Consider the following 26,188-nt stretch of genomic DNA (forward strand, 5'->3'; position numbering starts at 1 on the left):
GGAGGGAATCTGCCATGAAGATCAAATGGTCTCGTCTTCTGAAAGACAAGGACGCACGTCGGGATGTCTTGGATCAAGTTGGTGATATGATCCAGGATGGTGTTGATGCGGTAAAGAAGATGGAGCTTCCGGATGTCAGCCGTGAGGCTGGGCGTGTTCTGGATCAAGTTGGTGATATGATCCAGGACGGTGTGCGCAATATTGTGTTTCCGGAATTTGAAGGGGGCGCAGTCGCGGCTTCTGGTGCAGGTGAGGCAGCTTCTTCTCTTGCTGATGTATCTGGCTATGGCCATCGTGTTCCCAAGCATCTGCCTTCTGACCTTGTCATTCATCAGAGCGGTCGTGTGATGCACATGCAGCCATCTGTTGGCAGCCCTGAGGTGGTGGTCGACTTGACAGTACCCGGCATGGAAAGCATCAAGAATGTTACGTTGATGTTCCCTGTTATGGGGACTGTGATCGGGGACGCAGCTAACAACCGTTTGGTGGCGTCCGGGTACAGCCAGTTGTATGGCGGACCGGGGGATGATGTCCTGACCGGCCTTGGCGGCAATCGGATCCTGGACGGGGGAGAGGGCAGGGATACGCTTCTTTACAGGGGACAGTTCCCGTCTTTGTGGGTTGAGCTGAATGGTTCGGACAGCAGTGCCGTCTGGATCGGTGGCGTGCCGGGCGATGTTGTACGCAATGTCGAAAATGTGACAGGGGGCATGGGTAACGATGTTTTGCTCGGCGATGCGGGGCCGAATGTGATGCGTGGTGATTTTGGTGATGATGCTCTCTCGGGTGGCTTTGGTGATGATATTCTGGATGGTGGGATCGGTGCAGACATTCTGATCGGTGGACCCGGTGCCGATCTGTTTGTTTTTTCAGCGTTTGACCCGGTGCGAGGTGATATCATCCGTGACTTCAGTCAGGATGAGGGTGATCGTATTGATCTTTCCGGGCTGGCGCCACGGCTTGGTTTTGCAGGCGACGTCGCAACCCCGTATTCGACCTGGTTCACCCGTGATGGGGGTGACCTGCTGCTATCTGTGGACAGGGATGGTGATGCATCAACCCATGAACTTCAGGTCCGGCTGAATGGTGTCGATAACCTAGTGCGCAAAGATGTTTTACTGCCCGGAGATCAGTCAGTTCTCCCGGATACAAGCCATTCAGACAGTTCGCCGATTCTGGTGCCCGACAGCGGGGTTATGCAGGCGGCTGTCCGTGTGCAGAATGCGCCTTCATCTAGTCTGGCGGCCGATATTCTTGATTCTGCATTGACGCTTGTGTTTTCTGAGGACAGCTCGATTGTTGCGGATCTGGAAACATCTGATTTTGCAGGTATCAGTACGTTTGTTGGCAAAGATGGCGTAAGTAATGTCGTTCTGGGCACAGACAATGCCAATCTGCTGTTTGGTGGTTCGGAGGATGACAGGATCTATGGTCGCGGTGGCGATGATCTTCTTGTCGGGCGTGATGGCTCCGATCACCTAGTGGGAGGCGACGGGAACGATCGCCTGAAGGGCGGAGATGGCGTTGACTATCTGACAGGGGGGCAAGGGGCCGATACCCTGACCGGTGGGGAGTCATCTGATGCATTCCAGTACTGGTCCCTAGACGAGACATTTGGCGACATTATTGTTGATTTCAGCCGCGCTGATGGTGACCGTATCTGTTTGATGAATATTGATGCGAACACCCTGCAGCCGGGAGAGCAGGTGTTCGGTTTCTCCGGTCAGACGCCGACAGCCCATTCCCTCTGGTATCAGCGAACACAGGATGGAAGTGGATTGACCCTGTACGGGGATGTGGATGGTGATGTCCAGACACATGAAATGGCCATCACCATGATGGGGGTTGTGCATCTTATGCCATCTGACGTGACAGACTATACGTTGATAACCGGTGGTTTGTTTGCTCTTCCTGCCCCAGAGTTTGCATAAATGCAATTCTGATCCGGCTATCGTGTAAGAAACGATTATGTCCCCGGGGAAATCCCGGGGACTTTTTGTGAAGACTATCTGTCCGGATGGTCATATGTCAGCATGCAACGTGTGTAGCTTTTTACCTGCTCTTTGTGCGATTTCAGTCGTATGTGTTTTCATGGAGTTTTGTTCTTCCCTGTCCTGAATATTGGGATAGGGAGGACAATGCATCCTGCAATCCGGACTTGTCAGCGTTGTGCTTCCGGACAAGGTGGAAACCATGCAGGAAATCACGTTTATCCTATCCCTTATCCTGTTTGTTGCCATGGCCTGTGCAGCGATGCGGTCGTGCGTACGCTTTGCTCCGACAGTACGACGACGTGTTGTCCGGACCGCCCTGTTTGCATGCCTTATTATCCTGTGCGCGCTGTTTCTCCCCCGATATCTTGATCATGATCGGTCTGCTGGTCGTACGGGGCCGCCAGTTTCACCGATAGAAGCCGATCATGTTGCTGTCCTGAGGGGACTGCACAATGAATTGCAGACATTCCGGCATGACCCGGAGTTTCACCGGGTTGGTTTCGATGCGTGCTGCCGTTTCAGCGACTGGAAGCAACGCTTGGACCGTTTGGGCGATGGCAACGGGTCACGTGCATACCAGTCGCTTGGCTTTGTGCCCCGTGATCTTCTGACGTTGGCAAACCATTATCGGGCTGGTGACGGGGATGAGGCGGCACCTGTACGTGCTCTTGCCACCCTTATTGATGCGGGGCTTTCATCCTCGCCTGTTCTGGAGTCCGGACAGGGGATGGTTCGCCAGCAGGGGTATGCCTGTGTTAACCCTGAGCTTCTGCGCCGTTACCATGCGGCATTGGGCATGCATCAGCATGCAGAAGCCGGTCGGATTATCACCGGCCCCGGGTGTCGCATTCTGCACCCCAGAACCGTTGTCAGTGGTCCACTGGATTCCCGGCATGTGCTTGTGTCCGATCCCGGAATGCGGAAAGCAGGTGCGCTGTATCATCAGGTAAGAACCGACAGTGGGGCTATCCTGTGGCTGAGCCACGACAGGGTCGTGTTCCGCTGATCGTCTCAGTATCCCTGATCGGGGTCAACGTACCCGGCTGGCCGTTCATCCCGGTCAAGCTGTTCCAGTGCAGCGGCTATTTGCGCGACAGCTGTTTCAGGTATGGTTGCGGCTGCGCTGTGCGGTGTTAACCGGATGCTTGGGTGATGCCACAGGGGTGAATCAAGGGGCGGTGGTTCCGGTGCGGTCACATCCAGAAAAGCACCGCGCAGACGTCCTTGTTCCAGCGCGTTGAGCAGATCCTTTTCCACGACCAGATCCCCGCGTGATGCGTTGATCAAGACGGAACCGGGGCGCATGTGTTCCAAGAATCCGGCATCGATCAGGCCTCGGGTTTTTGGTGTCAGGGGCAGCAAGCAAATGACAGCAATACTATTGGCAAGAAGGGTGTGCAGTCCTTCCGGGCCACACACACAGGGAAAATCGGTTGTCTGTCCGGAGGCAGTGCGCCGCCAGCCGGTCACGGGTATGCCAAACCCGGACAAGGCCCGGGCAACCGCTGTTCCCAATATACCGGCCCCCAGAATGCCAACCGGGAAGTCTGCGGGTGCCCGGTATGGCAATGGGTGCCACTTTTTTTCCCTTTGGCTGTTTTGATAGATATCCATGTCACGGAAGAAGTGAAGCACGGCGTAACTGCACCATGCTGCCATCTGTGGTGACATGCCGGTATCAACCAAGCGGAAAAGGTCAACCGTGCGAGGCAGGTTGGGGAGTGCCAGAATGGCGTCTACGCCGGCCCCAAGGCAAAAGATGGATCGTTTCACCACAACATTGTCAAAAAGGTCTTTGTCCGGCCTCCAGAGGATCAGGTCATCGGTTGACCGGGCAAGCGGGGCTGTCTTGTCATAGCAGGAGATGGTTCTTCCGGGGCAAGACCGTTGCAGCAGGTCTGCCCATAGCGTGGCGTTGGACGGTGTTGCAACCAGAACCGTTGACATTCAGGCAGGCTCGTTATCAATTTCTCCCCCCCCAAAAGGGTCTCATGATGCCGCAGCTGTATCAAGGTTCCCGTCTTCTGGGACCGTGCGGTTTTCCTGTTGCAGGGGGATTAGGAACAACAGGGCAAGCCACAGGGCGCATACAAACCACGTTTGCCATAGCCCATAGCCCAACGATGCAATGACAAAGGCGGTAACAGCTCCACCTGTGGCGGCTACCCGTGGCGTTCCAGGGGGAATACGGCGCAGGGCAAAGAAAAGAGCTGCCGCAGCCAGAACCGCCCCGACAAGCCCTAGGTCAAACCAGATATGAAGAGGGCCATTGTGCGGGTGCAGTGGCATGGCTTCAAGATGGCCAAGTGTGGCCCCATCATGGCACCGGATCATGGCTATGGTGTCGTTTCCCCCTTCGATGATGCGCTCTGCCTCCAAGCCATATCCGATCAGTGGCTGTTCTTGGATTTTCCCGGTTGTGAAAGTCCAGATCATCGTGCGGTGGGCCATGGATGGCGCTCGTTCGACAAAGAAGCAATAGGCCGGGCTATTCTGGGACGGGGCCAGAAGAGGCATCAGCAGCAGACCGGTTGCCAGAGCAACAGGTACCAACCGCCACAAGGCAGGCAGAACGCGGATCATTGCTGCCGCGGTTCCACCCAGAAGAACAGCTCCTATGGCTGTTTCACTGGAGTGTTGGCTGAGAACAGTGAGTGCGAGGAATGCGATTGTGATGCTGCTGCGTCGCCATCCGCCCTGCCAGCCGGCAAAGGCGCAGGGGAGCAGAAGCAGTGCCAGAAAGGCTGCTCCGCGACTGTAGGGAATACCCACAACCAAGGCATCTATATGTACCGTTTTGCGCCACGGGATGCTCAGCATGCCACCTGTCTGCATATCTACCAAGGCGATGGCGCCAATCCCTGTTGCGACCCCCAATGTTACAAGGGCGAGTGTGCCGCGCTGGCGTATGTCCAGTCTCATCATGGCCATGGCGATCGCGGTGCCGCACAGGGTCAGCAGCAAGAGACGCAGGGCGACGACAGCGCTGTGTCCCGGTATCAGGGACAGGGGCGAGAGGGCCAGCCCGGCAAGGAACAGCGACCAGAGCCATGGGTTATATGACCATAGTTCCTTGATCGAGGGGCGAACGTGCCACAGTCCCCACAGTGCCGTTAGCATCACTAGGATCCACAGGCCTTTTGGGGCAATGAATCCTATGGCGGGGGCCAGTGGTATCAGCAGAAGGCGGCGAGCAGGCATTGTGGCAAGGATCCGGTACAAACAACAAGGTGACCGAACCATGCTGTTTTGGCCGCCATTTGTCCATGATCCGTGATTGTGCGGTGGTGAATATATTGTTGAAGATCCACCTTGACACAAAATGGGAGAACAGATAAACACAGCGCTCCCAGCGCGATGGCGGAGTAGCTCAGCTGGTTAGAGCACGGGAATCATAATCCTGGGGTCGGGGGTTCAAATCCCTCCTCCGCTACCAAATACCGAAGACCTCTTCACATATTATGATGTGTTGAGGTCTTTTTATTGCGCAATAAAGATAAACTGCTGTTTGAGTAGTGAAGAGCATCAGCTCGCTCCATTATATCAACATAACATACTTATATTTATCGGGAATTTGCACATCCCTGTCCGAGGCTAATTATTATCTAGGATTGCCCATCCTTTTTTCATTATACTTAACATAGGTATTTTCTTTGTGTGTTCAGGGGGGGGCGCTAACAGATGAGCGGCGTGTACGATCAGCAAGAGCGAATTGCGATGGCCGCTGCCAGTCTCGGTGCCACAGTCCACTATGGTGTAACGATTATTCATGGACTGATTACAGGGAATTTAGCGGCGATTGCTGCGCTTGTTACTTTCAAGAGTGGGGCTACGCTCAGGTTGTACTCCGGATCCCTGATTTGTTTTTCTGCTGGGTTCACTCTTTCACTGCTCTGTGGATTTCTTTCCTATATTTCGCAATCCGCTTATACGGGTGAGTCCTTTGAGCGTGGTGATTCTTGCAAGCGTTGGGCAATCGGCTCTGGTTTTGCGTCTTTCATCGCCCTAGCTTTGGGGGGAGTGTGGGCGTTTATTATTGGGATTGGATAACGACAGCGCATGGAGGACTTTTTCCCAAGAGAGGAGGCTCCTCCCTCGTGCTGCCCGGCAGGGTGGATTCGCTGTTCGGGGTAATCCGGTGCGGTAAGGGTATCCGGTAGCTCTGCGTGCAATGTTGTTTGCGTGCCGTGCCCAAGGTCTGTGAAAGCCGGGGCTCTGAGCGGCATCCATGGGGCTTCTTGTATCTGTAGATACAATCAAGGGCTTTGTGAATATCCCCGTCCGGAAAAAAGAGCCTATGGTTCCTACGGCTCCCTTGCGGCCCCGTGCGGGTCTCCCCACTATAGAGTTATCGTCATTCTTCAGGACGGGGGCAGGGCCTATGGTATCATTTATGGCAGTCTTTGGGGCTTCTCTGTGTATCGCTGTACTGGCTGCTGCCGCCCTGCGCCACCGTGCTGTGGTTGAAGCAAAGGTGCGTAGCGGGCACCGTTCTTCCCGTCATTGATGTACGCAGTCCGGGGCGGGAATATGACCCACCCCGGTGCCGTGATCTGATTACTGGCCGGGCCTTGTCGGAGGCGCCGGATCAATCGCGTTCAGGTGTGACAGGGATTGCAGGGCCAGGGAGTGAAACTCCCGACGGTACAGCGTTACGACAACCCCGGCGGTTACGGCCGTCAGAAGGAGTGGGTTGACCATCCACCCCAAGGCCCCCAGTGCGAAAAAGTAAGCCCGCAGGCCACGGTTGAAGTGATGCCCCGAGCGCGAGGACAGGACCGCAGCCGTTTCTGCAATACAGCGGGAGCGTTCACTGTCGGCATCCGCTGCCGGGCCCAGTGCGCCTACTGTAATGGAGCAGTAGTTGGCAAGCCGGAATGCCCAGCTGAACTTGAAAAATGCGTATACAAAAATGGCGAGAAGAAAGCAGATCTTGCTCTCTAGGGCATCGATGCTTCCATTTTCGGCAAATGGAAGGCGCCCGATGGCGTGGGCCACGGTTTCTGTAACCCCCAGCATGGCCATCAAGCCCCCGATGACAAAGATTGTGGTGGAGGAGAAGAAGCTGACGCCCTGCAGCAGGTTGCCCAGAATGTTGGCATCAACAATGCGCAAATCCCGTCGCGTGGCTTCCATGAACCAAGCCCGCCGCCTGCTGGCCATCAGGGTTGCAATCGATCGATGCCGTGCCGGGCTGATATCGGCAAAGATTGTATAGCCTGTCCACAAGGCAAAGAAGCTGGCCAGACCAAGCCAATCGGCCAGTGTCATCCAAGGAAGGGGCGAGGCATTCATCAGGGCATAATCCGCAAGCAGGGACAGGGAAAGCAGGGGGAATTCTGGCAGGTTTCCGTTTCTCGGACCAGAGAGCAGGGAAACGATCGTCTGTGTGGCATCAGGTCATGTTGGAAACAAGGTCAAAAAAGCTGTCCTCATCCATGATGGTGACTCCCAGCGCCTCGGCCTGCTTCAGTTTTGATCCCGCACCCGGCCCGGCAACAACCAGATCGGTTTTTGCTGACACCGACCCTGCGACCTTTGCCCCCAGTGCCAAGGCCTTGGCCTTGGCTTCAGCCCGTCCCATCCGGGTCAGGGTTCCTGTGAACACAATGGTCTTGCCGGCAATCGCGGAGTGGGTTGTATCCGGTTCCTCGACAGGCAGAATGGTAATTTCAGCCTGCAGGGCCCGTAGCACATCGCGGTTGTGGGGTTCCCGCGCAAAAGCCAGAAGTTCCTGCGCAACGGCTGGGCCAATGGTTTCGATGCCGATCAGGGTGAGCCATGCTTCGCTGAGGCGGGCTTCTTCATCCGGTCCAGGGATTGAGTCTAGGGTATCCAGCAGAGTGCCCAAAGATCCGTAATGACGGGCCAGAAGTCGGGCGGTAGCCTGTCCAACCTGTGGGATGCCAAGAGCAAACAGGAAACGATCCAAGGTAATGGTGCGGCGAGCATTGATGGAATCAAACAGCTTCTCGGCACTGGCCGGGCCCCAGCCGTTGCGGTTCTTCAGTTTGGACAGACTTGCCCTGTCGCGTGCTTCCAGGGTGAAAATGTCCTGCGGTGTGCGGATCAGGGCATCGGCAAAGAATGCCTCGATATGTTTCCCGCCCAGTCCCTCGATATCAAAGGCATTGCGGGAAACAAAGTGTTTCAGACGCTCGGTTGCCTGGGTCGGGCAGGTCAGGCCGCCCGTACAGCGCCAGGCAACGGCGCCGTCTTCGCGGGTGGCGGTGGCCCCGCATTCCGGGCATGTATGGGGAAACACAAACGGGGTGCTGTCTGCGGGGCGTTGCCCGGTTATAACCCCAAGGATCTGTGGAATCACGTCGCCAGCTCTCTGCAGGGTGACTAGGTCGCCGACGCGTACATCCAGCCGGCGGATTTCGTCTTCGTTGTGCAGGGTCGCCCGGCTGACAACCACGCCGCCAACCGTGACAGGCTCCAGATGAGCAACCGGAGTCAGAACCCCGGTCCGTCCGACCTGTATTTCAATGGACCGCAGCCGTGTTTGCGCCTGTTCCGAAGGAAACTTGCGGGCAATGGCCCACCGGGGTGCACGGGCAACAAAGCCCAGCCGTTTCTGTAGTGCGACGTCGTTGACTTTCAGCACCAGCCCGTCGATGTCATAGGGAAGATCGGCCCGCCGTGCGTAGATATCGGCTGCGAAGTGTTCTACATCTTCCAGTGTCCGGCACAGGTGGTGTTCCGGATTGACAGGAAGCCCCCAGGCCTGAAGCTGGTCCAGCCAGCCCTTGTGGGTTTCCGGCGTGAAGCCGTCAAGCTCACCCCACGCATAGCAGAACAAGCGCAATGGACGCGATGCCGTGATCTTGGCATCCAGCTGACGCAGGGACCCGGCGGCCGCATTGCGGGGATTGGCAAAGACCTTGCCACCACGCGCACTATGCCGGCTGTTGAGGGCCGCAAAATCATCGCGGCGCATGTACACTTCGCCCCTGACCTCAAGAATGCGGGGCGGGGTGGATGTCTTCAGCCGTGCCGGCAAGTCGGCAACAGTTGCAAGGTTGGCTGTGATGTCCTCTCCTTCCTGTCCGTCGCCACGGGTTGCGGCACGAACGAAAACGCCATCTTCGTAACGTGCAGAGAAACTTAGCCCGTCGATCTTGGGCTCGGCTAGGATATCCAGGATGGTGTCTTCAGGCAGGGACAGGAAGCGGCGCGCCCGGGCCACGAACTCGGCAGTTTCCTCTGCATCAAAAGCATTGTCGAGAGACAGCATAGGGACTTTGTGCCGCACCTTGCCGAAGCCTGTTGCAGCCGGAGCCCCGACCCGCAGCGACGGGCTGTCGAGACGGCGCAGATCGGGAAATTGTTCTTCCAAAGCCAGAAGACGCCGTTTCAGGGCGTCATAATCCGCATCACTGATAACCGGGGCGTCATCGCGGTGATACAGGGTGTCGTGTCGTTGCAGTTCGATCGACAGGGCTTCGATCTCCGCGACAGCTTCCTGTCGGGAAAGGGTAGCAATTTCTTTCATCCACACGGTCCGGATCAGATGGAATGCATCAGGCTGTCGGCGGCAGCACGTGCCTGTTCGGTTACGGTTTCGCCAGCCAACATGCGGGCAATTTCCTCGCGCCGTGCTGTTTCGTCAAGAGGTTCGACCCCGGTCGTTGTCTTTCCGCCCCGGACTGTCTTGACCACACGCCAGTGGTGGGTTCCCTGTGCAGCGACCTGGGGGGAATGGGTGACAACCAGAACTTGGACATCGGCCGCTAGCCGGGCCAGTCGTTCCCCTACAGCGGCCGCGGTGGCGCCGCCAATACCGGTATCCACCTCGTCAAACACAAGCGTGGGGATGGTGGACGAACGGGCCAGAACAACCTTCAGGGCCAGCATGAAGCGCGATAGTTCCCCCCCGGAGGCAATGCGCCCGATCGGGCCAGGAGTTGCCCCTGGATTGGTCGCCACTTCAAAGGTGACAAGATCCGTTCCATCCGGTCCCCAGCGGTTTTCGGGCAGTTCCTCAACCCGCGTCACAAAGCGGGCACGATCCAGTTTCAACGGGGGGAGTTCTGCGGCGACTTTCTTGTCCAGCTGTCCGGCTGCCTTGGCACGCACGTTCGACAGGGTTTGTGCTGCACGCTGGTACGCCTCGCGTGCATGCCGTTCTTCAGCCTCCCATTGCGCCATATCAGCCCCCCCGTCATCAAGGGCGCGCAACTTCTGATGCAGGGATTCTAGGACAGCGGGCAGGTCATCAACCCGGCAATGGTGCTTGCGTGCCAGGCTGCGCAGTGTGAACAGCCTGTCTTCCAGATATTCTAGCTGTCCGGGATCCAGATCCAGGGCGCTGCTGATCCGTTCAAGCGTGGCGTGGGCCTCAGTCGTTTCGACAGCGGCCCGGTCTAGGCATTCGATAACGGGGTGAAAGACCTCTCCGGCCATGGGGGCTAGGCGTTCCAGTTGCCGTGAGACAGACCGCAAGAGGGCATCGACTCCGCTTCCACCCGCAGCAAGGGACCGCAAGGCTGTTTCCAGACCTTCTGCCAGCTTCTCGCGGTTCATCAACAACTGTCGTTGTTCGGCCAAGCTGTTTTCTTCATCGCCCTTGGGGGCAACAGCCGCCAGTTCTTCCGCGTGGTGGCGCAGGATATCCTCTTCCCGTCGGGCGGTGTCCAGCCCTTCCTGTATCCGGAGGCGGTTGGTACGAGCTGTGTCCCAGCTTTGCCAGGCCTGCTGGCATATCCGGCGAGCTTGGCCTGTGCCCGCCCATTCATCCAGCGCCCCCCGGTGTGTTGACGGATCCAGAAGGCCATGGGCATCGAATTGACCATGGATTTCCGTCAGGGTCCGTCCGAGCTGGCGCAACAGGCCGATGCTGGCGGACTGGTCGTTGACAAAAGCCCGGGATCGACCGTCCCGTGACACGGTGCGACGCAGGACTAGCTCCTCACCGTCCGGGCTGTCCAGTCCCTGTTCGCGGGCCAGCAGCAGGGCAGGATGGGCAGCCGGAAGCTCGAACGCAGCCGTGACTGACAGCTGATCGCTTCCATTACGGACCAATGCGCTGTCACCGCGTTCCCCCAGCGCCAGTCCTAGGCTGTCCAGCAGGATTGACTTGCCTGCCCCGGTTTCACCGGTCAGCACGCCAAGGCCAGCTCCAAACGTCAGGTCAAGACGTTCGATCAGGACAACGTCACGAATGGACAGCCGTACAAGCATGAGAGGATGCTATCCTTGTGTTCATACGGAGACAGGGGCCACCGTTCTCAGAAGATGTCGGTAATGCTGTCCCACCAGCCTTCACCACCTTCGTCAAGGGCTGCGTTGTTGGCCTCGGGATTCGTTTCGCCACGCTCGACCAGGTCATAGGCATCGTCGTACCAGTCACTGCCCGGATAGTTGTGTCCCAGCACAGCCGCTGTCTTTTTAGCTTCATCCTTCAGGCCAAGGACCGTATAGGATTCGGTCAGGCGATACAGGGCTTCCGGGGCATGGGATGTGCGATCATATTGGTTGATGACGACCAGAAACCGGTTTATGGCGGCCAAGTATTTCTGATGCCGCAGATACCAGCGCCCGACCTCCATTTCCTTGCCGGCCAGGTGATCCAGGGTCAGATCCAGTTTCAGGCGTGCATCCCGGGCATAGGATGTGCCGGGAAAACGGTTGATGACATCTTCCAGGGCAGAACGGGCCATATCAGTCATTTTCTGGTCACGACCGACATCGCTGATCTGCTCGTAATAGCACAGGGACTTCAGGTAATAGGCGTATGGCGTATCGACATTGCCGGGATGCAGCTGGATGAAGCGGTCCAGGGCGATGATGGCATCATCATACTTTGCGTCTTCGTAATAGGCATAAGCTGACATCAGCTGGGCCTTTGTAGCCCACGTCGAATACGGGTGCTGACGCTCCACCTCGTCAAAAGCCCGGGCGGCTTCAACGTAGTTGCGGTCGTTCAGTTCCTCGATCGCCTTGCCATAAAGCTCGCCGACCGGGCGTTCCGCGTATTCTTGGTCCTTGTCTCCGGCGCAGGCGGCAAGCAGCGCAACCACAGAGACGGTGGCCACGTGGCGGAGAAGATAATGGAGTGTCTGCGGGTTGGGCAGCAGAAGCATGGTATAATCCGGTTCACCCTATCTTGAAGGTCGGCAGACTATATCACGCAGGTCCGGCTGCGGGGCAAGAGATACTCTGTGCCATGACGAAGAAACACGACGCCCGCAACCCACCCGTTTGTTTAGCGGGGCAGGGCCGGGAGTTGTGTTATCGCCAGGTTGATATCGGCTACCAAGTCATCAAGGAAGGTATCGGCACTGCCCGGCGATGTTCTGACAGCAGGAGGAATGCCGGTCCTTTGATAGGCCGTGCCATCGCTGGCTAGGAAGCGGGTTGCGCTGAGGGTACCGCGCCAGTTGTTGGGAAGTACCCAGTCATGGGATTCGGCCAGCTCGCCACGGGTGTTGTCCCCAACAAGGGTAATTCCGGGGACATCATGCATGGCCAGAACAGCGGCTTCGGCGGCTCCTGCTGTCAGATCGCTGATCAGGACGGCGACGGGCGCGGACCAGCTGCTGCGCAGGCTGGGTGTTACGTAAATTTCCTCTGCATCGGTCAGTCCGGCCTGTGCGCTTGCCGGGGCAACCAGAAATGCAACACGCGTGGCATCTGTGAAGCGGCTTGCCAGTTCCAGTCCCGTCGCCAAGCCGCCGCCGGTAGAGAAGCGCAGGTCCAAAACCAGCCTTGGTGCTGTTTTCAAATCATCAAGGGCTTCGCTCAGAGCGTTGATCAGGACCTGCGTGTTTCTAACGGCCCCTGATTCCTCGGACAATCCTTCTAGGTCAAGAACCCCAAGCCAAGCTGACCCATCGTCCAGTTTTCCCCGTACAATGCGTCCACGGGCACTGAAGACAGCCTTCCCGCCCAGCATGGTGCGGTTCACATGGGCAATAAACGCCCCGCGCAAGGCTTCTAGGCTGGTTGCATCGCTTGTATCACCGGATGCACCCCCTGCTTGTTTCCACAGGCTCAGCATGGTGCCTGCCGATGACGGGGCAGCCTCGCAGAGTACTCCGTCGGGGCGGACCATGGTGCCAAGGTCGTCGCCGCTTTCGACCAAGGCTGTACACAGGCGGGTAAAAAGTTCCGAACCATGTATGCTGGCTGTGGGCAGGTTTTCCAGAATGGCTGCGGCCTGTTCTTTCAGGTTGGGGCTTTCCTCGGAACGGTTGGCATTGGCCAGAAGCATCAGGAAGACCATGGTATTGAGATCAGGAGTCAGGGTTGTCCCCCGTGCCGGCTCCATCACCGATCGGTCTTTGATACGACGCACGGTATCATCGTCAGCCAGCTGGTAACGTACGGGAACCAGATCACCCCCCTTGGTGATCATCAGCTCATCGGCGCCCTGCCGTGAAATAACGGAAGCATCGCGGCGCAGGTCATCAACCATACCTCGCTTGCGGATCAGGGTTGTGGGGCCGGTCATCTGATAGACCGTGTAATAGGGTGCCTCCACCCACAGGACATCGGGCCGGTTGCTGGCTTTCCAGATCCCGTCCAGCGAGACCGGAGCTGCCGCATGCACCTGTTGTTCTGTCCAGACCGGGACAAGAAGGAGCACGGCAAGGCCGCACAGTACTGTAATAATCCTCGGCATGGTCTTTTCTGGTTTCCTTGGCTTTTGGCCTGTCTGGAATTCTGGAAGAACTTGACCGCGGGCGCCAGCACAAAAAAACACGGTCCCAGAGGAGCCGTGTTTTTTCAGAGGCAACAACCTTAAAGCATGAGATCAGGCTGAGGCTGCGAAGAGAGGGGTGCGGTTGGGCACAAGATCTTCTTCTGTCATGGCAATCTCTTCCCATGCTGAAGGATCAGCCAGAAGGGCTTTGACCAAGCCAGTGTTCAGTGCGTGGCTGGACTTCAGGCCGCTGTAATGACCCAGCAGGGGCCGGCCGGCAAGTGCTAGGTCGCCGATGGCATCAAGAGCCTTGTGACGGGCGAACTCGTTGCCGTAGCGCAGACCGCCGTCATTCAGGACATCGGCCCCGTTGACCACAACGGCGTTGTCTAGGGACCCACCCAGCGCTAGCCCCATGTCACGCATTTTTGGCAGATCTTCGATCAGGCAGAACGTACGGGCGCGTGACAGGGCAGCCTTGAAAGATGTTTTTGTTACGTCCAGCGAGCAGGACTGACGCCCGATGGCGGCAGCAGGGAAATCAACGGTAAAGTCGATGCTGAAGCCTCGCCCCGGGTGCAGGGATGCTTCGGCCCCATGTGCGCTGACGCTTACAGGCTTGAGAACCCGTATGGCCCGGCGCGGGGCATCCTGCTCCACGATCCCGGCGCATTCTGTCAGGAAGACAAAGGGGGCGGCGCTACCATCCATCGCCGGTACTTCCGGGCCATTGATCTGGATTTCCACGTTGTCTACCTGCATGGCGACCAGTGCAGCCATCAAGTGTTCAATCGTTGCCACGGTATTGCCTGCAGTGTCACCGATAACCGTGCACAGGCGGGAATCCCGGACATGATCGCTGTTTGCGGGGATTACGGCCGCGCTGCCTGCGATATCCGTGCGGCGGAAAACGATACCCGTATCCGGGGCGGCAGGTGCCAGTGTTATGCGGGTCTTGATACCGCTGTGCAGCCCAATACCTGTGCAGGATATGGTGCTTTTGAGTGTTCTCTGCCGCAACAGGGATGACGACGAGACGGCTCCTTTCCCTCCGGCACGACGGGACGCACGCTTGGTGTCAACCGCATGGGGGGCAACAGATGCATCAGCCAGACCATCAAACATCATTGGTACAATCCAATCCACAGAACACAATCTGAACAACACTACAAACCGCCCCCAAGCTACAGCGGCGGGGCATCAAACTTTTCAACCGGTAAAGGCTTAACAACCCGGAGACAACAGGGCAAATCAATGATTGTTGCGAAATGTTTCATCCTAGGCGCACCAGGGCGGGATATTTTGATTGTAGTTCGTGTATCATTCTTCTTAAGCGTGCAATGCGGTCCTGCGCAACGCGCTGTAAAATATATGAAAAAAAGGAGAGCCGAAGCTCTCCCTGTAAGGTTGGCACGTTTCTGCCACATCAGGCAAACGGTATCATGCACCGGGCCTTTTGTGGGTGAAGCAATCCAGCACAAAAGCCACTAGTTGGCCTGGCGTCGTAGGAACGCCGGAATTTCCAGCTCATCCTCCTCACGCCGGGTTACCGGCATGGCCTGTGCTGCTACAGGGGTAGCTGCCGCCGGGTGAGCCTCGACATGAGCTTCGGCCGGGGCCATTTCATCCCGATGTGCTAGGCGGCTGAGCCGGGCAAACAAGTTGTTGCGTGGTGCGCTGGCTGGGGCTGTACGCTCTTCGGCATACAGAACGGGTTCTGCCGCAGCGGCCGGAGCGACTGCTGCAGCCTGGGCATGAGCCGCCACGCCAGAGGCATAGCCATGCTGCTGTGGCATCTGATAGGCCAAGGGGTCATGGCTTGCAGACTGCGCAGGAATAAAGGTATCGGTCTCTCTTCTGGGTGGCATCTGGGCTGTTGCGCCGACAGAAACCTGTGCGGGCATGGCCTGATACGAAGGTTGCGCTGTCGTCTGGGCTACCTGCACCGGAACCGGTATCGGTGATTGGGCCGCTGCGGGGTTGGTATGAGCCGGTGCCGCAAAGGCGGGTGGGGCATGAACGGGCGCAGGTTCCGGAACACGGTGAGCCTGCGCAACCTGAGCCGTCTGGGGCTGCGGCTGTTGCTGGACAGCCGACCGCATCGGTGCAGCCTGGGGCAGGCAGGCTGCTTCGCTGTTGATGCCTGTAGCAACAACAGAAACGCGCATGGTGCCTTCCATGCTTGGATCAAAGCACGAACCGAAGATGATGTGCGCTTCACCTTCCACTTCGTCACGGATACGGTTTGCTGCTTCATCGACCTCGAACAGGGTCACGTCCATGCCGGTTGTGATGTTGATCAGAACACCCCGTGCCCCCTTCATGCAGGTATCTTCCAGCAGGGGGTTGGCAATGGCGGCCTCGGCGGCGTCCAGTGCGCGCCGCTCCCCTGTGGCTTCGCCGGTTCCCATCATGGCACGCCCCATGTCGCTCATGACGGTGCGCACGTCGGCAAAGTCAAGGTTGATCAGGCCAGGCAGGATCATCAGGTCGGTGATGGAGCGCACGCCTTGGTGAAGAACGTTGTCTGCCATCTTGAAGGCATCGGCAAAAGTGGTTTTCTCGTTGGCAACCCGGAACAGGTTCTGGTTCGGGATGATGATCAAAGTGTCAACGTACTGCGACAAGTCTTCGATACCGCTTTCGGCAAGACGCATGCGGTTAGCGCCTTCGAACTGGAACGGCTTGGTCACGACACCGACGGTCAGAATGCCCATCTCGCGGGCTACCCTGGCAATCACGGGCGCGGCACCGGTTCCGGTCCCACCGCCCATACCGGCGGTGATGAACACCATGTTCGATCCCTGGATTTCTGCAGCGATCTGCTCGACGGTTTCTTCGGCGGCGGCCCGTCCCACTTCCGGACGCGCACCGGCCCCTAGTCCTTGGGTCGTGGTTTCCCCCAGCTGGATGCGGCGGTTGGTCCGCGCCATGGTCAGGGCTTGTGCATCCGTATTGGAAACGACAAAGTCAACACCTTGCAGATTGTCTGCAATCATGTTGTTGACCGCGTTGCCACCGGCACCACCAACACCAACAACTGTGATGTGGGGTTTGAGCAGGGGCTCACCCTGTTGTGGAACAGTGAGGTTTATCATATCGTGGGCCTCCGGGCTTGATCGCTTCTGCTTCTGTTCAGTGCCTTTGACGAAAGTGCGGATGCGGTACTGATACCGTTCTTGATCCCGCTACATTATGTCAGGTTTCTGTTTTACGTATCTTGACATTCCTTGGTACATAATCCTGAGCCACGTTGGAAGAGGTCCGGCGCTTTTTCCTAAATATTTTCTTTCAGCCATCCCAAAACACGACCGATCCCGCGACTGGGGCGCGCGTTTCTTTCGACCAATCCGGCCATGTCTGCGTCGGCGGGGGTGGTCCGGAATGCTTGGTCGCGTATGGCGTAACGCAGCAGTCCGGCACAGGCGGAAAATGCGGGACCAAGAGCGTTCTCGGGGACCCCGCGGATCCGTCGCGGCCGTCCAAGACGCACCTGTTTGTCAAGCACCAGCTCGGCCATTTCACGCAGTCCCTGCAACTGGCTTGCGCCACCTGTCAGCACGACCCGTCGACCTGCGGCATGCAGCATTCCTGCCGTGGACAGCCGTGCGCGGACCAGTTCAAATGTTTCCTCTATCCGGGGTCTGATAATGCGGACCAGTTCCGAGCGCGGAATCTCTTGGGCGCCTGCGTCTTCGTCTTCGCCGACTTGAGGAACCTTCAGCAGTTCCCGTGCATCGGCCGGTGCGCTGTGAACCGTGCCCCAGACGGTTTTCAGGCGCTCTGCCATTCCGGCCGGTGTTGACAGTCCACGGGCGATGTCATTGGTGACATGATTCCCGCCAACCGGTACGACATCGGCAAAGATAGGGTGTCCATCCAGAAATACAGAGATGCTTGTTGTCCCGCCGCCCATGTCGATGACGGTCACGCCCATCTCTTTTTCGTCATCCACGGTGCAGGCCACAGCAGAAGCATGGGCACTTGCCGTGCGGCTTTCAATGCGCAGATGACAACGATCGATGACATTGGCCAGGTTACGCAGAGCACCGCCGCCTGCAGCAACCATGTGAATGCGCACGCCCAAGCGATCGCCATACATGCCGCGCGGATCAACAATACCGTCGGTTCCGTCAATCGTGTAACCCGTCGGGATGCAGTGGATCAGCTCCCGGTCGCCACCTTCGGCCAGAAGGAACTGGTGCCCCTGTTCCAGGATGCGGCGTACATCGTTGTCGCGGATGGCGTGACCGGCAACAGAGACCTCTGCATCCACGTTACGGCAGTGCAGGCCGCCACCGGTGACGTTGATGCAAATATCCCCCACGCGGACACCGGCTGTTTGTTCGGCGGCATCAACCGCGGCGCGGACAGACTCTTCCAGCTGGGCCATATCTGCAACCTGTCCGTTGCGCATGCCGCGTGACCGGTGATGCCCCACGCCCAGCACCCGCAGGTCACCATTTTCATCCGCTGTTGCAACAAAGCAGGCAACTTTTGTCGTGCCCACGTCAAGAGCAGTAACAGGATCATTACGTTGGCGGTTTCTTGCCATTATGTACTGTAGTCTCCGTGCACTCTGTTATGTATTTATCTGTTTTTTTATGTCAGTAACGTCAGGCATTCCGTGCCGGACCGGCTGCAGGCAGTGTAGGGGGCTGGGTGCGCCCCTTGCCCGCAGGCGTGCTGCGTGTTTGCATTGTCGGTGCTGCACGTACGATCATACGGTCCAAGACACGCAGATCGATCATTTCCAACCCACGTTCCAGAAGTTTCTGCTCACGGTCCATCGCTGCCAGTCGTGACAAGGCTGCGTTGGTATCAAATTCAGGCAGCTTGACTTCTGTGCCTCCCTCGCCGACAGCATCAATCCACAAGTCCCAGCGCCGGGATCCAACCCGGACCGCTGCCCGAACACGCTGCATGATATCGGGTTCTGCGGACAACAGGGTCAACAGGTCGCTGACAGCATCGGGTGCACCCCGACCGGCAATCAGGGGCAGGTGGCTGTATTCCGGCAACATGGGGCCGATGACGCTGCCGTCCGCATCGACCATCCGGAAATCACTTCCGTTCTGCCACAGCGCAATGGGTGTTTTTTCCACCAATGTGATGTGGAGCTCATCAGGCAAGTGCCGTTCCACCGTTGCCAACCGAACCCATGGCAACTGTTCCAGTCGTGTCCGTACGGTTGATGGGTCCAGTTCCAGAAGTGGGGCGCCCCGCGGCAGGTCCACGGCACCGAGCAGGTCATCCGGGTCTGTGCGCCCCCGTCCGGTTACGGTAATCTGGCGCAGCTTTATGCCGGCATCTGCGCTGATATCCATCAGGCCGTCCAGCGTTGCATCACGCAATATGTTTTGCGTCCATGCCATGGCACCGGACATCCAAGCCGCGATGACCAAGGCCGTGGTCATTGTACCTGCTGCCAGCAACTTTCGGGCCCGGGTACCGGGTAGGGAGACCAGAAAGGGGACGGCCATGGTCATGTGTCGCATTGCGCATTCTCCACCATCCAGGTGCAAAGGTCGGGAAACGAAATCCCGGACAGGGCAGCCTGCTCTGGCACCAGTGATGTGGGTGTCATACCGGGTTGGGTATTGACCTCCAGAATCACCAGCCGTTTTCCATCATACCTGAAATCCGCGCGCGATACGCCCCGGCATCCCAGGACATGATGGGCCACGACAGCAAGACGCTGCACTTCGGCGTATATATCGGCAGGTAGGTTGGCGGGCAAGGTATGCGCAGACCCACCGGCCGCGTACTTGGCATCGTAGTCATAGAAGCTGTGGCTGGTTGTGATTTCGGTCACTCCCAGGGCATGGTGCCCCATCACGGCTGTTGTCAGTTCACGCCCGGGGATGAACTCTTCTGCCATGACGCGTTCGCCATAGGGCCAGTGGGTGGCAAAAGGCCGTGGGCTTTTTGTGTCGGTGATGATTGCGACACCGACCGATGAGCCTTCGTTGTGTGGTTTGACAACATAGGGCACCGGAATGGGGTCACCCGCGATCAAGTCCTCCCGCGTGACAATCTTTTCCCGTGCGACGGCGATGCCGGCACTGGCACACAATTTCTTTGCCATTGGCTTGTCCATAGCCAGAGCACTGGCCATCAGACCCGAGTGGGTGTAGGGGACGCCAAGAACATTCAGCATGCCCTGGATGCAGCCATCCTCTCCGTAACGCCCATGCAGGGCATTGAACACAACATCCGGGCTGGTTTGTTCCAGATGATGCAGCAAGGCCCCGACATTGCGTGAGACATCCACCGCCTGCACGGCATAACCAACACTTTCCAAGGCCCTGACAGCGGCAGCTCCCGAGCTGAGAGAAACCTCCCGCTCTGCGGAGAACCCCCCCATCAGGACAGTCACCTTCCTGTGGCGCCGGTTTGCGCGCAGCCGTGTCATCTCTTCGACGGCTGCAGCATTAACAGGTTGTGCGGCTGTTGTGCGGGTGAAGTCCAGGTTCATGATCTGTCTCCGGCAGGCGTCCGTTTTTCGACCCCGATACGACGAATTTCCCAACGCAGTTCCACACCGAACTGGATCCAGACCTTATGCCGGACAATGTCCCCCAGTTCTTCGAGATCACGTGCCGTGGCACTGCCGGTATTGATCAGGAAATTGCAGTGTTTCTCCGAGACCTGCGCCCCGCCATGGCGCAAGCCACGGCATCCGGCGCGATCAATCAGCTCCCACGCCTTGTGGCCGTCCGGGTTGGCAAATGTGGAGCCGCCGGTTCGGGTCCGGACTGGCTGTGTGTCTTCGCGGGATTGCGCGATCTCATCCATCCGTGACTGGATGGCCTGGCTGGAGCCCGCTATCCCCCGGAGTGTGGCATGGGTAAAGATCCAGGTATCTGGAACCGCGCAGTGGCGATAGGACAGTCCCATGGCCTCCCGGTCTAGGGTATGAGAGCGCCCGCTGCGGTCGATGGCGGTGGCGGACAGCAGGATATCGGCTATTTCACATCCATAGGCCCCGGCATTCATGCGCAGGGCACCGCCAAGGGTTCCGGGGATGCCACTCAGGAATTCCAGACCAGACAAACCCTGTGCTGCTGCAAAGCGGGCAACATGAATATCCATGGCGGCTGCACCGGCCTGCAGGATGTGCTCTTCGCTGGATACGACAGCGGAAAATCCCCGTCCCAACCGGATGGTGACCCCCGGAATGCCACCATCCCGTACAAGAAGATTGGAGCCGACACCGATAACGGTGACGGGAATATCGTCTGGCAGCACGGACAGGAAATGCGCTAGATCCGCATCATCCTCAGGCTTGAAAACAATATCGGCCAAGCCACCAACCTGGAACCATGTAACCCGCGACAGATCGTAATCGGCACGAAGCTGTCCGCGAACCCCGTCCATCAGGGGGCGCAGGCGCTCCAGCAGATGTGTTCCGGCTGTTCGGGTCATGGTTCGGGTGCTTTCCGTCATCAGGCTGTTACTTTCCCGGCCGAAGTTGACAGGGCATCAAGGTCACGGGGCAAAGTCTGTGCCCATGCTGTGATATTGCCGGCCCCAAGGCATACAACAAGATCGCCCGGTGCGGTCAGGGACTTGACCAGCGATGCCAGATGTTCTGGTCCCTCAAGGGTATGGACGCTGCGGTGTCCGTGATCGCGCAGGCCGTTGACCAAGGCCATGCGGTCAAAGCCTTCGATGGGTGCCTCTCCGGCTGCATAGACGTCGGCAACAATGACTTCCTCTGCTTCATTGAAACAGGTGCAGAATCCTTCGAACAAGTCCCTCAGGCGTGAATAGCGATGTGGTTGCACCACAGCAATCACGCGTCCACGTGTTGCCTGGCGGGCGGCTTTCAGAACGGCAGAAATTTCCACTGGATGGTGTCCGTAGTCGTCGATGACTGTGACCCCGTCACTTTCGCCTGTACGCGTGAACCGGCGTTTGACGCCACCGAATGCAGCCAAGGCCCGGCGTATGACGTCATCCGTCAGCCCCATGCGCACCCCGACCGCAACGGTTGCCAAGGCATTTTGCACATTGTGGTCCCCGAACATGGGAAGGCGGATATTTTCGATCGTACGGGATGCCTGCGGATCGCCATTTCGCACCACGGCATCAAAGCGGGCCCCGTTGACACTACCCTCAACATTGATCCCCTGTATCTCTGCCTGTGGGCTGAAGCCATAGGTTACAATGCGCCGGTCTGCCACCCGGGCAATCAGGGTCTGCACCTCTGGATGATCAATGCACAGGGCGGCAAAGCCATAAAACGGGATATTGGTGACAAAGGTGTGGAACGCGTCCTGAAGCCGTTCGAAGCGGCCATAGTGGTCCATATGCTCAGGGTCGATGTTGGTCACCACGCAAATCGTGGCTGGCAGCTTGGTAAAAGTGCCGTCAGACTCATCAGCCTCTACAACCATCCAGTCACCTGTGCCCAAGCGGGCATTCGTGCCCCAGACATTGATAATACCGCCATTGATCACGGTTGGATCCATGGCGGCTGTGTCCAGCAAGGCGGCAATCAGGCTGGTGGTTGTGGTTTTGCCGTGTGTGCCGCCAACAGCAATGGCCCACTTCAGGCGCATCAGTTCGGCCAGCATTTCAGCGCGGCGTACGATTGGAAGATGGCGTGCGCGGGCGGCTTCGATTTCCGGATTGGCAGGCTGGATCGCCGAAGATACAACAACAACCTTTGCGTCGCCCAAGTTTGCAGCATCGTGACCGATGGAAATCGGGATATTCATCGCCCGTAGTCTTTGGACGTTTGCATTCTCGGCAACATCCGATCCCTGAACAGCGTATCCCAGATTATGCATGATCTCGGCAATACCGGACATACCGATGCCGCCGATGCCGGTGAAGTGTAGGGGGCCAATATCAAGGGGAATCGCACGCATGGTCAGGCAGTCTCCGGGGTACAGGCAAGGTTCTCGACCGCATCGCCTAGGCGGACAGCCGCATCCGGTATGGACCACGCGCCGGCGTGCCGTGCCATGGCAACCAGATGCTCGGGAGCGGACAGAAGATGCACAAGGGTATGGGTCAGGGTCGAGGGTGTAAAGGAATCTTGGGATATGACCATCGTGCCACCGGCAGCTTCCACGGCCCGTGCATTTGCCGTTTGGTGATCATCGGCGGCCGCGCCATAGGGTATCAGAACAGAAGGCCGGCCGGCGACGGTTACCTCGGCAACGGTCGAGGCCCCGGCGCGTGCGATCAGCAGGTGTGCGCGTGCCAGACGTTCAGGCACATCATCGAAGAAGGCGTTGACCGTTGCCGCAATGCCGGCACGGTCATAGTCATGGCGGGCACGCTCCAGATCTTCAGGCCTTGCCTGATGGCTGATGGTAACGCGTGTGCGTATGGCATCGGGCAAGGCGGCAAGGGCTGCGGGAACAACATCGGTCAGGATGCGGGCTCCCTGGCTGCCGCCCAGGACCAGAAGTTCAACGGGGCCATCGGGGCCCGGTGGTATGTAGGGGGTTCCTGCAATATTGTGTATGCCACTCCGGACCGGCATGCCAACACGGATCGCCGGAACCTGTGGCGGGAGGAAGCGGATCGCATCATAAACAGTGGCAACAGCCTGAACTCGTTTTGCAAAAAGGCGATTGGCCCGTCCCAGAACGGCATTCTGCTCGTGAATCAGGACCGGGATACCAAGCAGTGTGCCTGCAGCGATGGCCGGAACCGATGCATAGCCGCCAAATCCGACAATGGCCTTGGGGCGTATTTGCCGCAGGATGCGCCGGGCTTGCCAGGTTCCACGCAGCAGAGCCGCAAGGGCGGCAATGCGGGCCAAGGGGCTTTGCCCCAGAACCTGGGCCGATGACACCCCAAATGTTTCGACCTGCCCCAGAGTTCCGCCATAGGCGCGTCCGCGTTGGTCGGTGATCAAGCTCAGGGACCAACCCCGCTTTGACAGTTCTGCAGCCAGCGCCTCGGCTGGGAACACGTGTCCGCCTGTTCCCCCGGCCGCAAGCACAATGCGCCCACGGGGTGTCACCTGTCCATTCATGGGAGTGTTCCCCCCGGGCCAAGCGCAAGATGACGCCGGGTGAGTGCCAAGACCATCCCCATCCCCAGGGCCAATCCCAGCATGGAAGACCCCCCGTAGGACACAAAAGGCATGGTCATCCCTTTTGTTGGCATCATATGCAGGCTGGAAGCCATGTTGATGATGGCCTGAAGCCCAAACTGAACGGCCAGTCCGCCAACAGAGATCAGGACAAAGAGGCTGTTGCCCTGCAGGGTTCGGCTCATGGCCCGCAGGACAAGAACCGCGAACAGCCCCACGATCAACAGGCACAACAGAACCCCGAATTCCTCCCCGGCAACGGCAAAGATAAAGTCAGTATGGGAATCCGGAAGCTGCTCCTTGACCCGTCCTTCCCCGGGGCCACGGCCAAAAATACCGCCGTTGCGAAATGCCTGAAGTGCTTTTTCGATCTGGTAGGTATCTCCGCCGTCCGGATTCAGGAACCGGTCAACGCGGCTTTGCACGTGCGGGAAGATCAAATAGGCCCCTGCCGCCCCGCCAAGACTGACAGCAACCAGCAGGAAAACCCAGAACAAGGATAGACCGGCCAAGAAGAACTGTGTGCTCCACATGGCGGTGACAACCATTGCCTGCCCGAAATCAGGCTGGATCAGCAGCAGGCCGACAACAACAAGGAACAGGGCACTGGCAACCCGGAACCCGGGAAACGCTTCGGATGTTCGGCCTTCGGCAAACATCCACCCGGCAACGATGGCAAAAGTTGGCTTGAGAAACTCGGACGGCTGGATCGACAGGCCACCCAGATGGATCCAGCGTGTTGCGCCCTTGATTTCTACCCCGCTGAATGGCGCTACAATCATCAGGGTCACCGATGCCAGAAAGCCCGCCAAGGCCACACGACGGATCCAGCGTGGCGAAAGCAGCGACACCGCAAACATAAGGCCTACGGCCAAGGGAAGGAATATAAACTGGCGCCGGACAAAGTGGAACGGTTCGGCATGGATGCGCCCCGCAGCAGCCGGTCCGGCCGCCATCAGCAGGATAGCCCCGATGATGACCAGCAGCAGCGTAACCGTTAACAAAACCCTGTCCACGGTCCACCACCAACGGCCGATAATCGATGTGTCGGTACGGGTGAACTGAAGAAGGGTCATGTTGCCTCTTCTCCTTCGGGTACGTCCTCGGACTCTTCTTCGGCCAGTTCTTGAACAATCCGGCGGAAGACTTCGCCCCGGTGCTCGAAGTTCCGGAACTGGTCAAAGGATGCGCAGGCCGGGGAGAGTAGGACCACATCGCCGTGGTCTGCAATTTCGTCTGCACGTTCAACCGCGTTCTGCAGGTCAGAGCACTTGGTCCAAGGCACATCTTGCCCCAGCTCCTGTGCAAACAGGTCTTGCGCCTCTCCAATCAGAAAGGCATGGCGAATGCGTGGAAACAGCGGGCGCAGGACCTGGATGCCCCCTTCTTTTGCCTGTCCGCCGGCGATCCACAGGACCCGGTCGTAGCAGGCCAAGGCGCGGGCTGTGGCTTCGGCATTGGTCGCCTTGCTGTCATTGATGAAAGGTACACCCTCTATGTCCTCGATCAGCTCCAGCCTGTGTGGAAGACCGGGGAAGGTGCGCAGTGCCTCTATGATAACGGGAACCGCAATACCCCGTGCCCTGGCTGCGGCAAAAGCGCAGGCAATATTCTGTCCGTTGTGGATCCCCGGTAGGCGCTTCAGCGGACGCAGGTCACAGATTTCAACGGGCGTGCCTTCGCTGGCATCGAACAGGATGCCGTCGGCAACAAAGATACCACCGGTGACTGCCCGTCCTGTGCGTACGGGAATGACCTTATGCAGGGCGTGCCGTGATACTGTTTCGTACATGCGGGCGCTGTCGGGATCATCAACGCCGATAATGCTGGTGGCATGGGCGGGCTGATCAGCAAAGACCCTTGTCTTGGCGCGGATGTAACCATCCATGTTGCCATGGCGATCTAGGTGATCGGGGCTGATATTCAGCCACACGGCTACGTTTGCCTTCAGATGAGGCATCAGCTCCAGCTGATAGCTTGACAGTTCCAGGACGTAGGTTCCCCGCCAGTCCATGTCTGGTAGCTCCATCGCTGGAACCCCGATGTTGCCACCAACAGAAACGGGAAGCCCAGCCTGTTCCAAGATATGACCAATCAGGGCTGTGGTTGTGGATTTTCCGTTTGTACCGGTGATGGCAATGACAAAGGCGTCTGTTTGTGCTTCACACAAAAGATCAACATCACACACCAAGGGAATGCCCATCCGCCGTGCCAGCAGTGCCGCCGGGTGGGGAGAGGGCAGGGTACTCGGGATACCCGGACTCCAGATAACGGATTTCAGGCCAACCCAGTTTTTCTCTGATGGCTCGGCAATGGAAATCCCCATGCGTGCGGCTTTGTTGCGGGATTCGGGGTTGTCATCCCACGCCAGCACCGTTGCTCCGACAGCCTGTAGAGCACGCGCCGCTGACAGCCCGGACTTGCCCAGTCCCAGGATGGCGACGCGACTTTTCAGGTAATGCAGCGCTGGGTGCATTCGCGGGC

General features: G+C 58.2%; 21 protein-coding genes and 1 tRNA gene. 5 read left to right on the forward strand and 17 right to left on the reverse strand.

Annotated features, from left to right (window positions below; all coding sequences use genetic code 11):
* The first annotated feature begins 14 nt into the window (after positions 1-14).
* Complete coding sequence (locus tag AY555_RS06025) at positions 15-1,931, forward strand: calcium-binding protein (protein ID WP_066134725.1); 1,917 nt, start codon at positions 15-17, stop codon at positions 1,929-1,931.
* A 262-nt stretch (positions 1,932-2,193) separates the two neighbouring features.
* Positions 2,194-3,000: a hypothetical protein gene (locus AY555_RS06030; protein WP_167798431.1), complete on the forward strand. Its 807-nt coding sequence runs from the start codon at positions 2,194-2,196 to the stop codon at positions 2,998-3,000.
* A gap of 5 nt (positions 3,001-3,005) precedes the next feature.
* Here AY555_RS06030 and AY555_RS06035 read toward each other — a convergent pair whose 3' ends face one another.
* Together AY555_RS06035 and AY555_RS06040 are read right to left on the reverse strand one after the other, a co-directional pair.
* Complete coding sequence (locus tag AY555_RS06035; protein WP_066134731.1) at positions 3,006-3,941, reverse strand: 2-hydroxyacid dehydrogenase; 936 nt, start codon at positions 3,939-3,941, stop codon at positions 3,006-3,008.
* Positions 3,942-3,983: 42 nt separating this feature from the next.
* Positions 3,984-5,195, reverse strand: a complete 1,212-nt coding sequence (locus tag AY555_RS06040; protein WP_066134734.1) for an O-antigen ligase family protein — start codon at positions 5,193-5,195, stop codon at positions 3,984-3,986.
* Between the two features lie 158 nt (positions 5,196-5,353).
* Between AY555_RS06040 and AY555_RS06045 the strand changes: the two genes are divergently transcribed.
* From AY555_RS06045 to AY555_RS06055, 3 genes are all read left to right on the forward strand, one after another.
* Positions 5,354-5,430: transfer RNA gene (locus AY555_RS06045), tRNA-Met, on the forward strand.
* A gap of 245 nt (positions 5,431-5,675) precedes the next feature.
* Entirely contained in the window at positions 5,676-6,044 is a 369-nt protein-coding gene (locus AY555_RS06050; protein ID WP_066134739.1) for a hypothetical protein, read from the forward strand.
* Positions 6,045-6,222: 178 nt separating this feature from the next.
* Entirely contained in the window at positions 6,223-6,501 is a 279-nt protein-coding gene (locus tag AY555_RS06055; protein WP_066134742.1) for a hypothetical protein, read from the forward strand.
* A gap of 50 nt (positions 6,502-6,551) precedes the next feature.
* On the opposite strand, the gene AY555_RS06060 is transcribed toward AY555_RS06055, so the two are convergent.
* The 15 genes from AY555_RS06060 to murD form a co-directional block, all read right to left on the reverse strand.
* A complete protein-coding gene (locus AY555_RS06060; RefSeq protein WP_066134744.1) occupies positions 6,552-7,289 on the reverse strand; it encodes a DUF599 domain-containing protein in 738 nt (245 codons plus the stop codon).
* A gap of 100 nt (positions 7,290-7,389) precedes the next feature.
* A complete protein-coding gene (gene ligA / locus AY555_RS06065; protein WP_066134747.1) occupies positions 7,390-9,492 on the reverse strand; it encodes an NAD-dependent DNA ligase LigA in 2,103 nt (700 codons plus the stop codon).
* Between the two features lie 14 nt (positions 9,493-9,506).
* Positions 9,507-11,180: a DNA repair protein RecN gene (recN, locus tag AY555_RS06070; RefSeq protein WP_066134750.1), complete on the reverse strand. Its 1,674-nt coding sequence runs from the start codon at positions 11,178-11,180 to the stop codon at positions 9,507-9,509.
* Positions 11,181-11,227: 47 nt separating this feature from the next.
* Positions 11,228-12,082: an outer membrane protein assembly factor BamD gene (locus AY555_RS06075; protein WP_066134752.1), complete on the reverse strand. Its 855-nt coding sequence runs from the start codon at positions 12,080-12,082 to the stop codon at positions 11,228-11,230.
* A 122-nt stretch (positions 12,083-12,204) separates the two neighbouring features.
* Positions 12,205-13,623, reverse strand: coding sequence for a S41 family peptidase (locus tag AY555_RS06080; RefSeq protein WP_066134755.1), 1,419 nt, complete (start codon positions 13,621-13,623; stop codon positions 12,205-12,207).
* A 132-nt stretch (positions 13,624-13,755) separates the two neighbouring features.
* Positions 13,756-14,772, reverse strand: coding sequence for a UDP-3-O-acyl-N-acetylglucosamine deacetylase (gene lpxC / locus AY555_RS06085; RefSeq protein ID WP_066134758.1), 1,017 nt, complete (start codon positions 14,770-14,772; stop codon positions 13,756-13,758).
* 359 nt (positions 14,773-15,131) lie between these two features.
* Complete coding sequence (ftsZ, locus tag AY555_RS06090; RefSeq protein ID WP_066134762.1) at positions 15,132-16,742, reverse strand: cell division protein FtsZ; 1,611 nt, start codon at positions 16,740-16,742, stop codon at positions 15,132-15,134.
* 179 nt (positions 16,743-16,921) lie between these two features.
* The gene (gene ftsA / locus AY555_RS06095; protein ID WP_066134765.1) at positions 16,922-18,199 is read right to left on the reverse strand and encodes a cell division protein FtsA; all 1,278 of its coding nucleotides are present in this window, start codon (positions 18,197-18,199) and stop codon (positions 16,922-16,924) included.
* 61 nt (positions 18,200-18,260) lie between these two features.
* Positions 18,261-19,133 (reverse strand): cell division protein FtsQ/DivIB, encoded by an 873-nt coding sequence (locus AY555_RS06100; protein WP_066134768.1) that lies wholly within the window; start codon positions 19,131-19,133, stop codon positions 18,261-18,263.
* Positions 19,130-20,059, reverse strand: coding sequence for a D-alanine--D-alanine ligase (locus AY555_RS06105; protein ID WP_066136674.1), 930 nt, complete (start codon positions 20,057-20,059; stop codon positions 19,130-19,132). The genes AY555_RS06100 and AY555_RS06105 overlap by 4 nt, the downstream gene beginning before the upstream one ends.
* A gap of 59 nt (positions 20,060-20,118) precedes the next feature.
* Positions 20,119-21,072 carry a UDP-N-acetylmuramate dehydrogenase gene (gene murB, locus AY555_RS06110; RefSeq protein ID WP_156483384.1) on the reverse strand — a complete coding sequence of 318 codons (954 nt, stop codon included), beginning with the start codon at positions 21,070-21,072 and terminating at the stop codon, positions 20,119-20,121.
* Positions 21,073-21,092: 20 nt separating this feature from the next.
* Complete coding sequence (murC, locus tag AY555_RS06115; protein ID WP_066134774.1) at positions 21,093-22,523, reverse strand: UDP-N-acetylmuramate--L-alanine ligase; 1,431 nt, start codon at positions 22,521-22,523, stop codon at positions 21,093-21,095.
* A gap of 2 nt (positions 22,524-22,525) precedes the next feature.
* Positions 22,526-23,644, reverse strand: a complete 1,119-nt coding sequence (gene murG, locus AY555_RS06120) for an undecaprenyldiphospho-muramoylpentapeptide beta-N-acetylglucosaminyltransferase (RefSeq protein ID WP_066134777.1) — start codon at positions 23,642-23,644, stop codon at positions 22,526-22,528.
* Complete coding sequence (locus AY555_RS06125) at positions 23,641-24,780, reverse strand: FtsW/RodA/SpoVE family cell cycle protein (protein WP_066134779.1); 1,140 nt, start codon at positions 24,778-24,780, stop codon at positions 23,641-23,643. Before AY555_RS06125 ends, murG begins: the two co-directional genes overlap by 4 nt.
* Positions 24,777-26,180 (reverse strand): UDP-N-acetylmuramoyl-L-alanine--D-glutamate ligase, encoded by a 1,404-nt coding sequence (gene murD, locus AY555_RS06130; protein ID WP_066134782.1) that lies wholly within the window; start codon positions 26,178-26,180, stop codon positions 24,777-24,779. Before murD ends, AY555_RS06125 begins: the two co-directional genes overlap by 4 nt.
* Positions 26,181-26,188: the final 8 nt, after the last annotated feature.

Source organism: Haematospirillum jordaniae (assembly GCF_001611975.1).
Taxonomy (GTDB): Bacteria; Pseudomonadota; Alphaproteobacteria; order Rhodospirillales; family Rhodospirillaceae; genus Haematospirillum; species Haematospirillum jordaniae.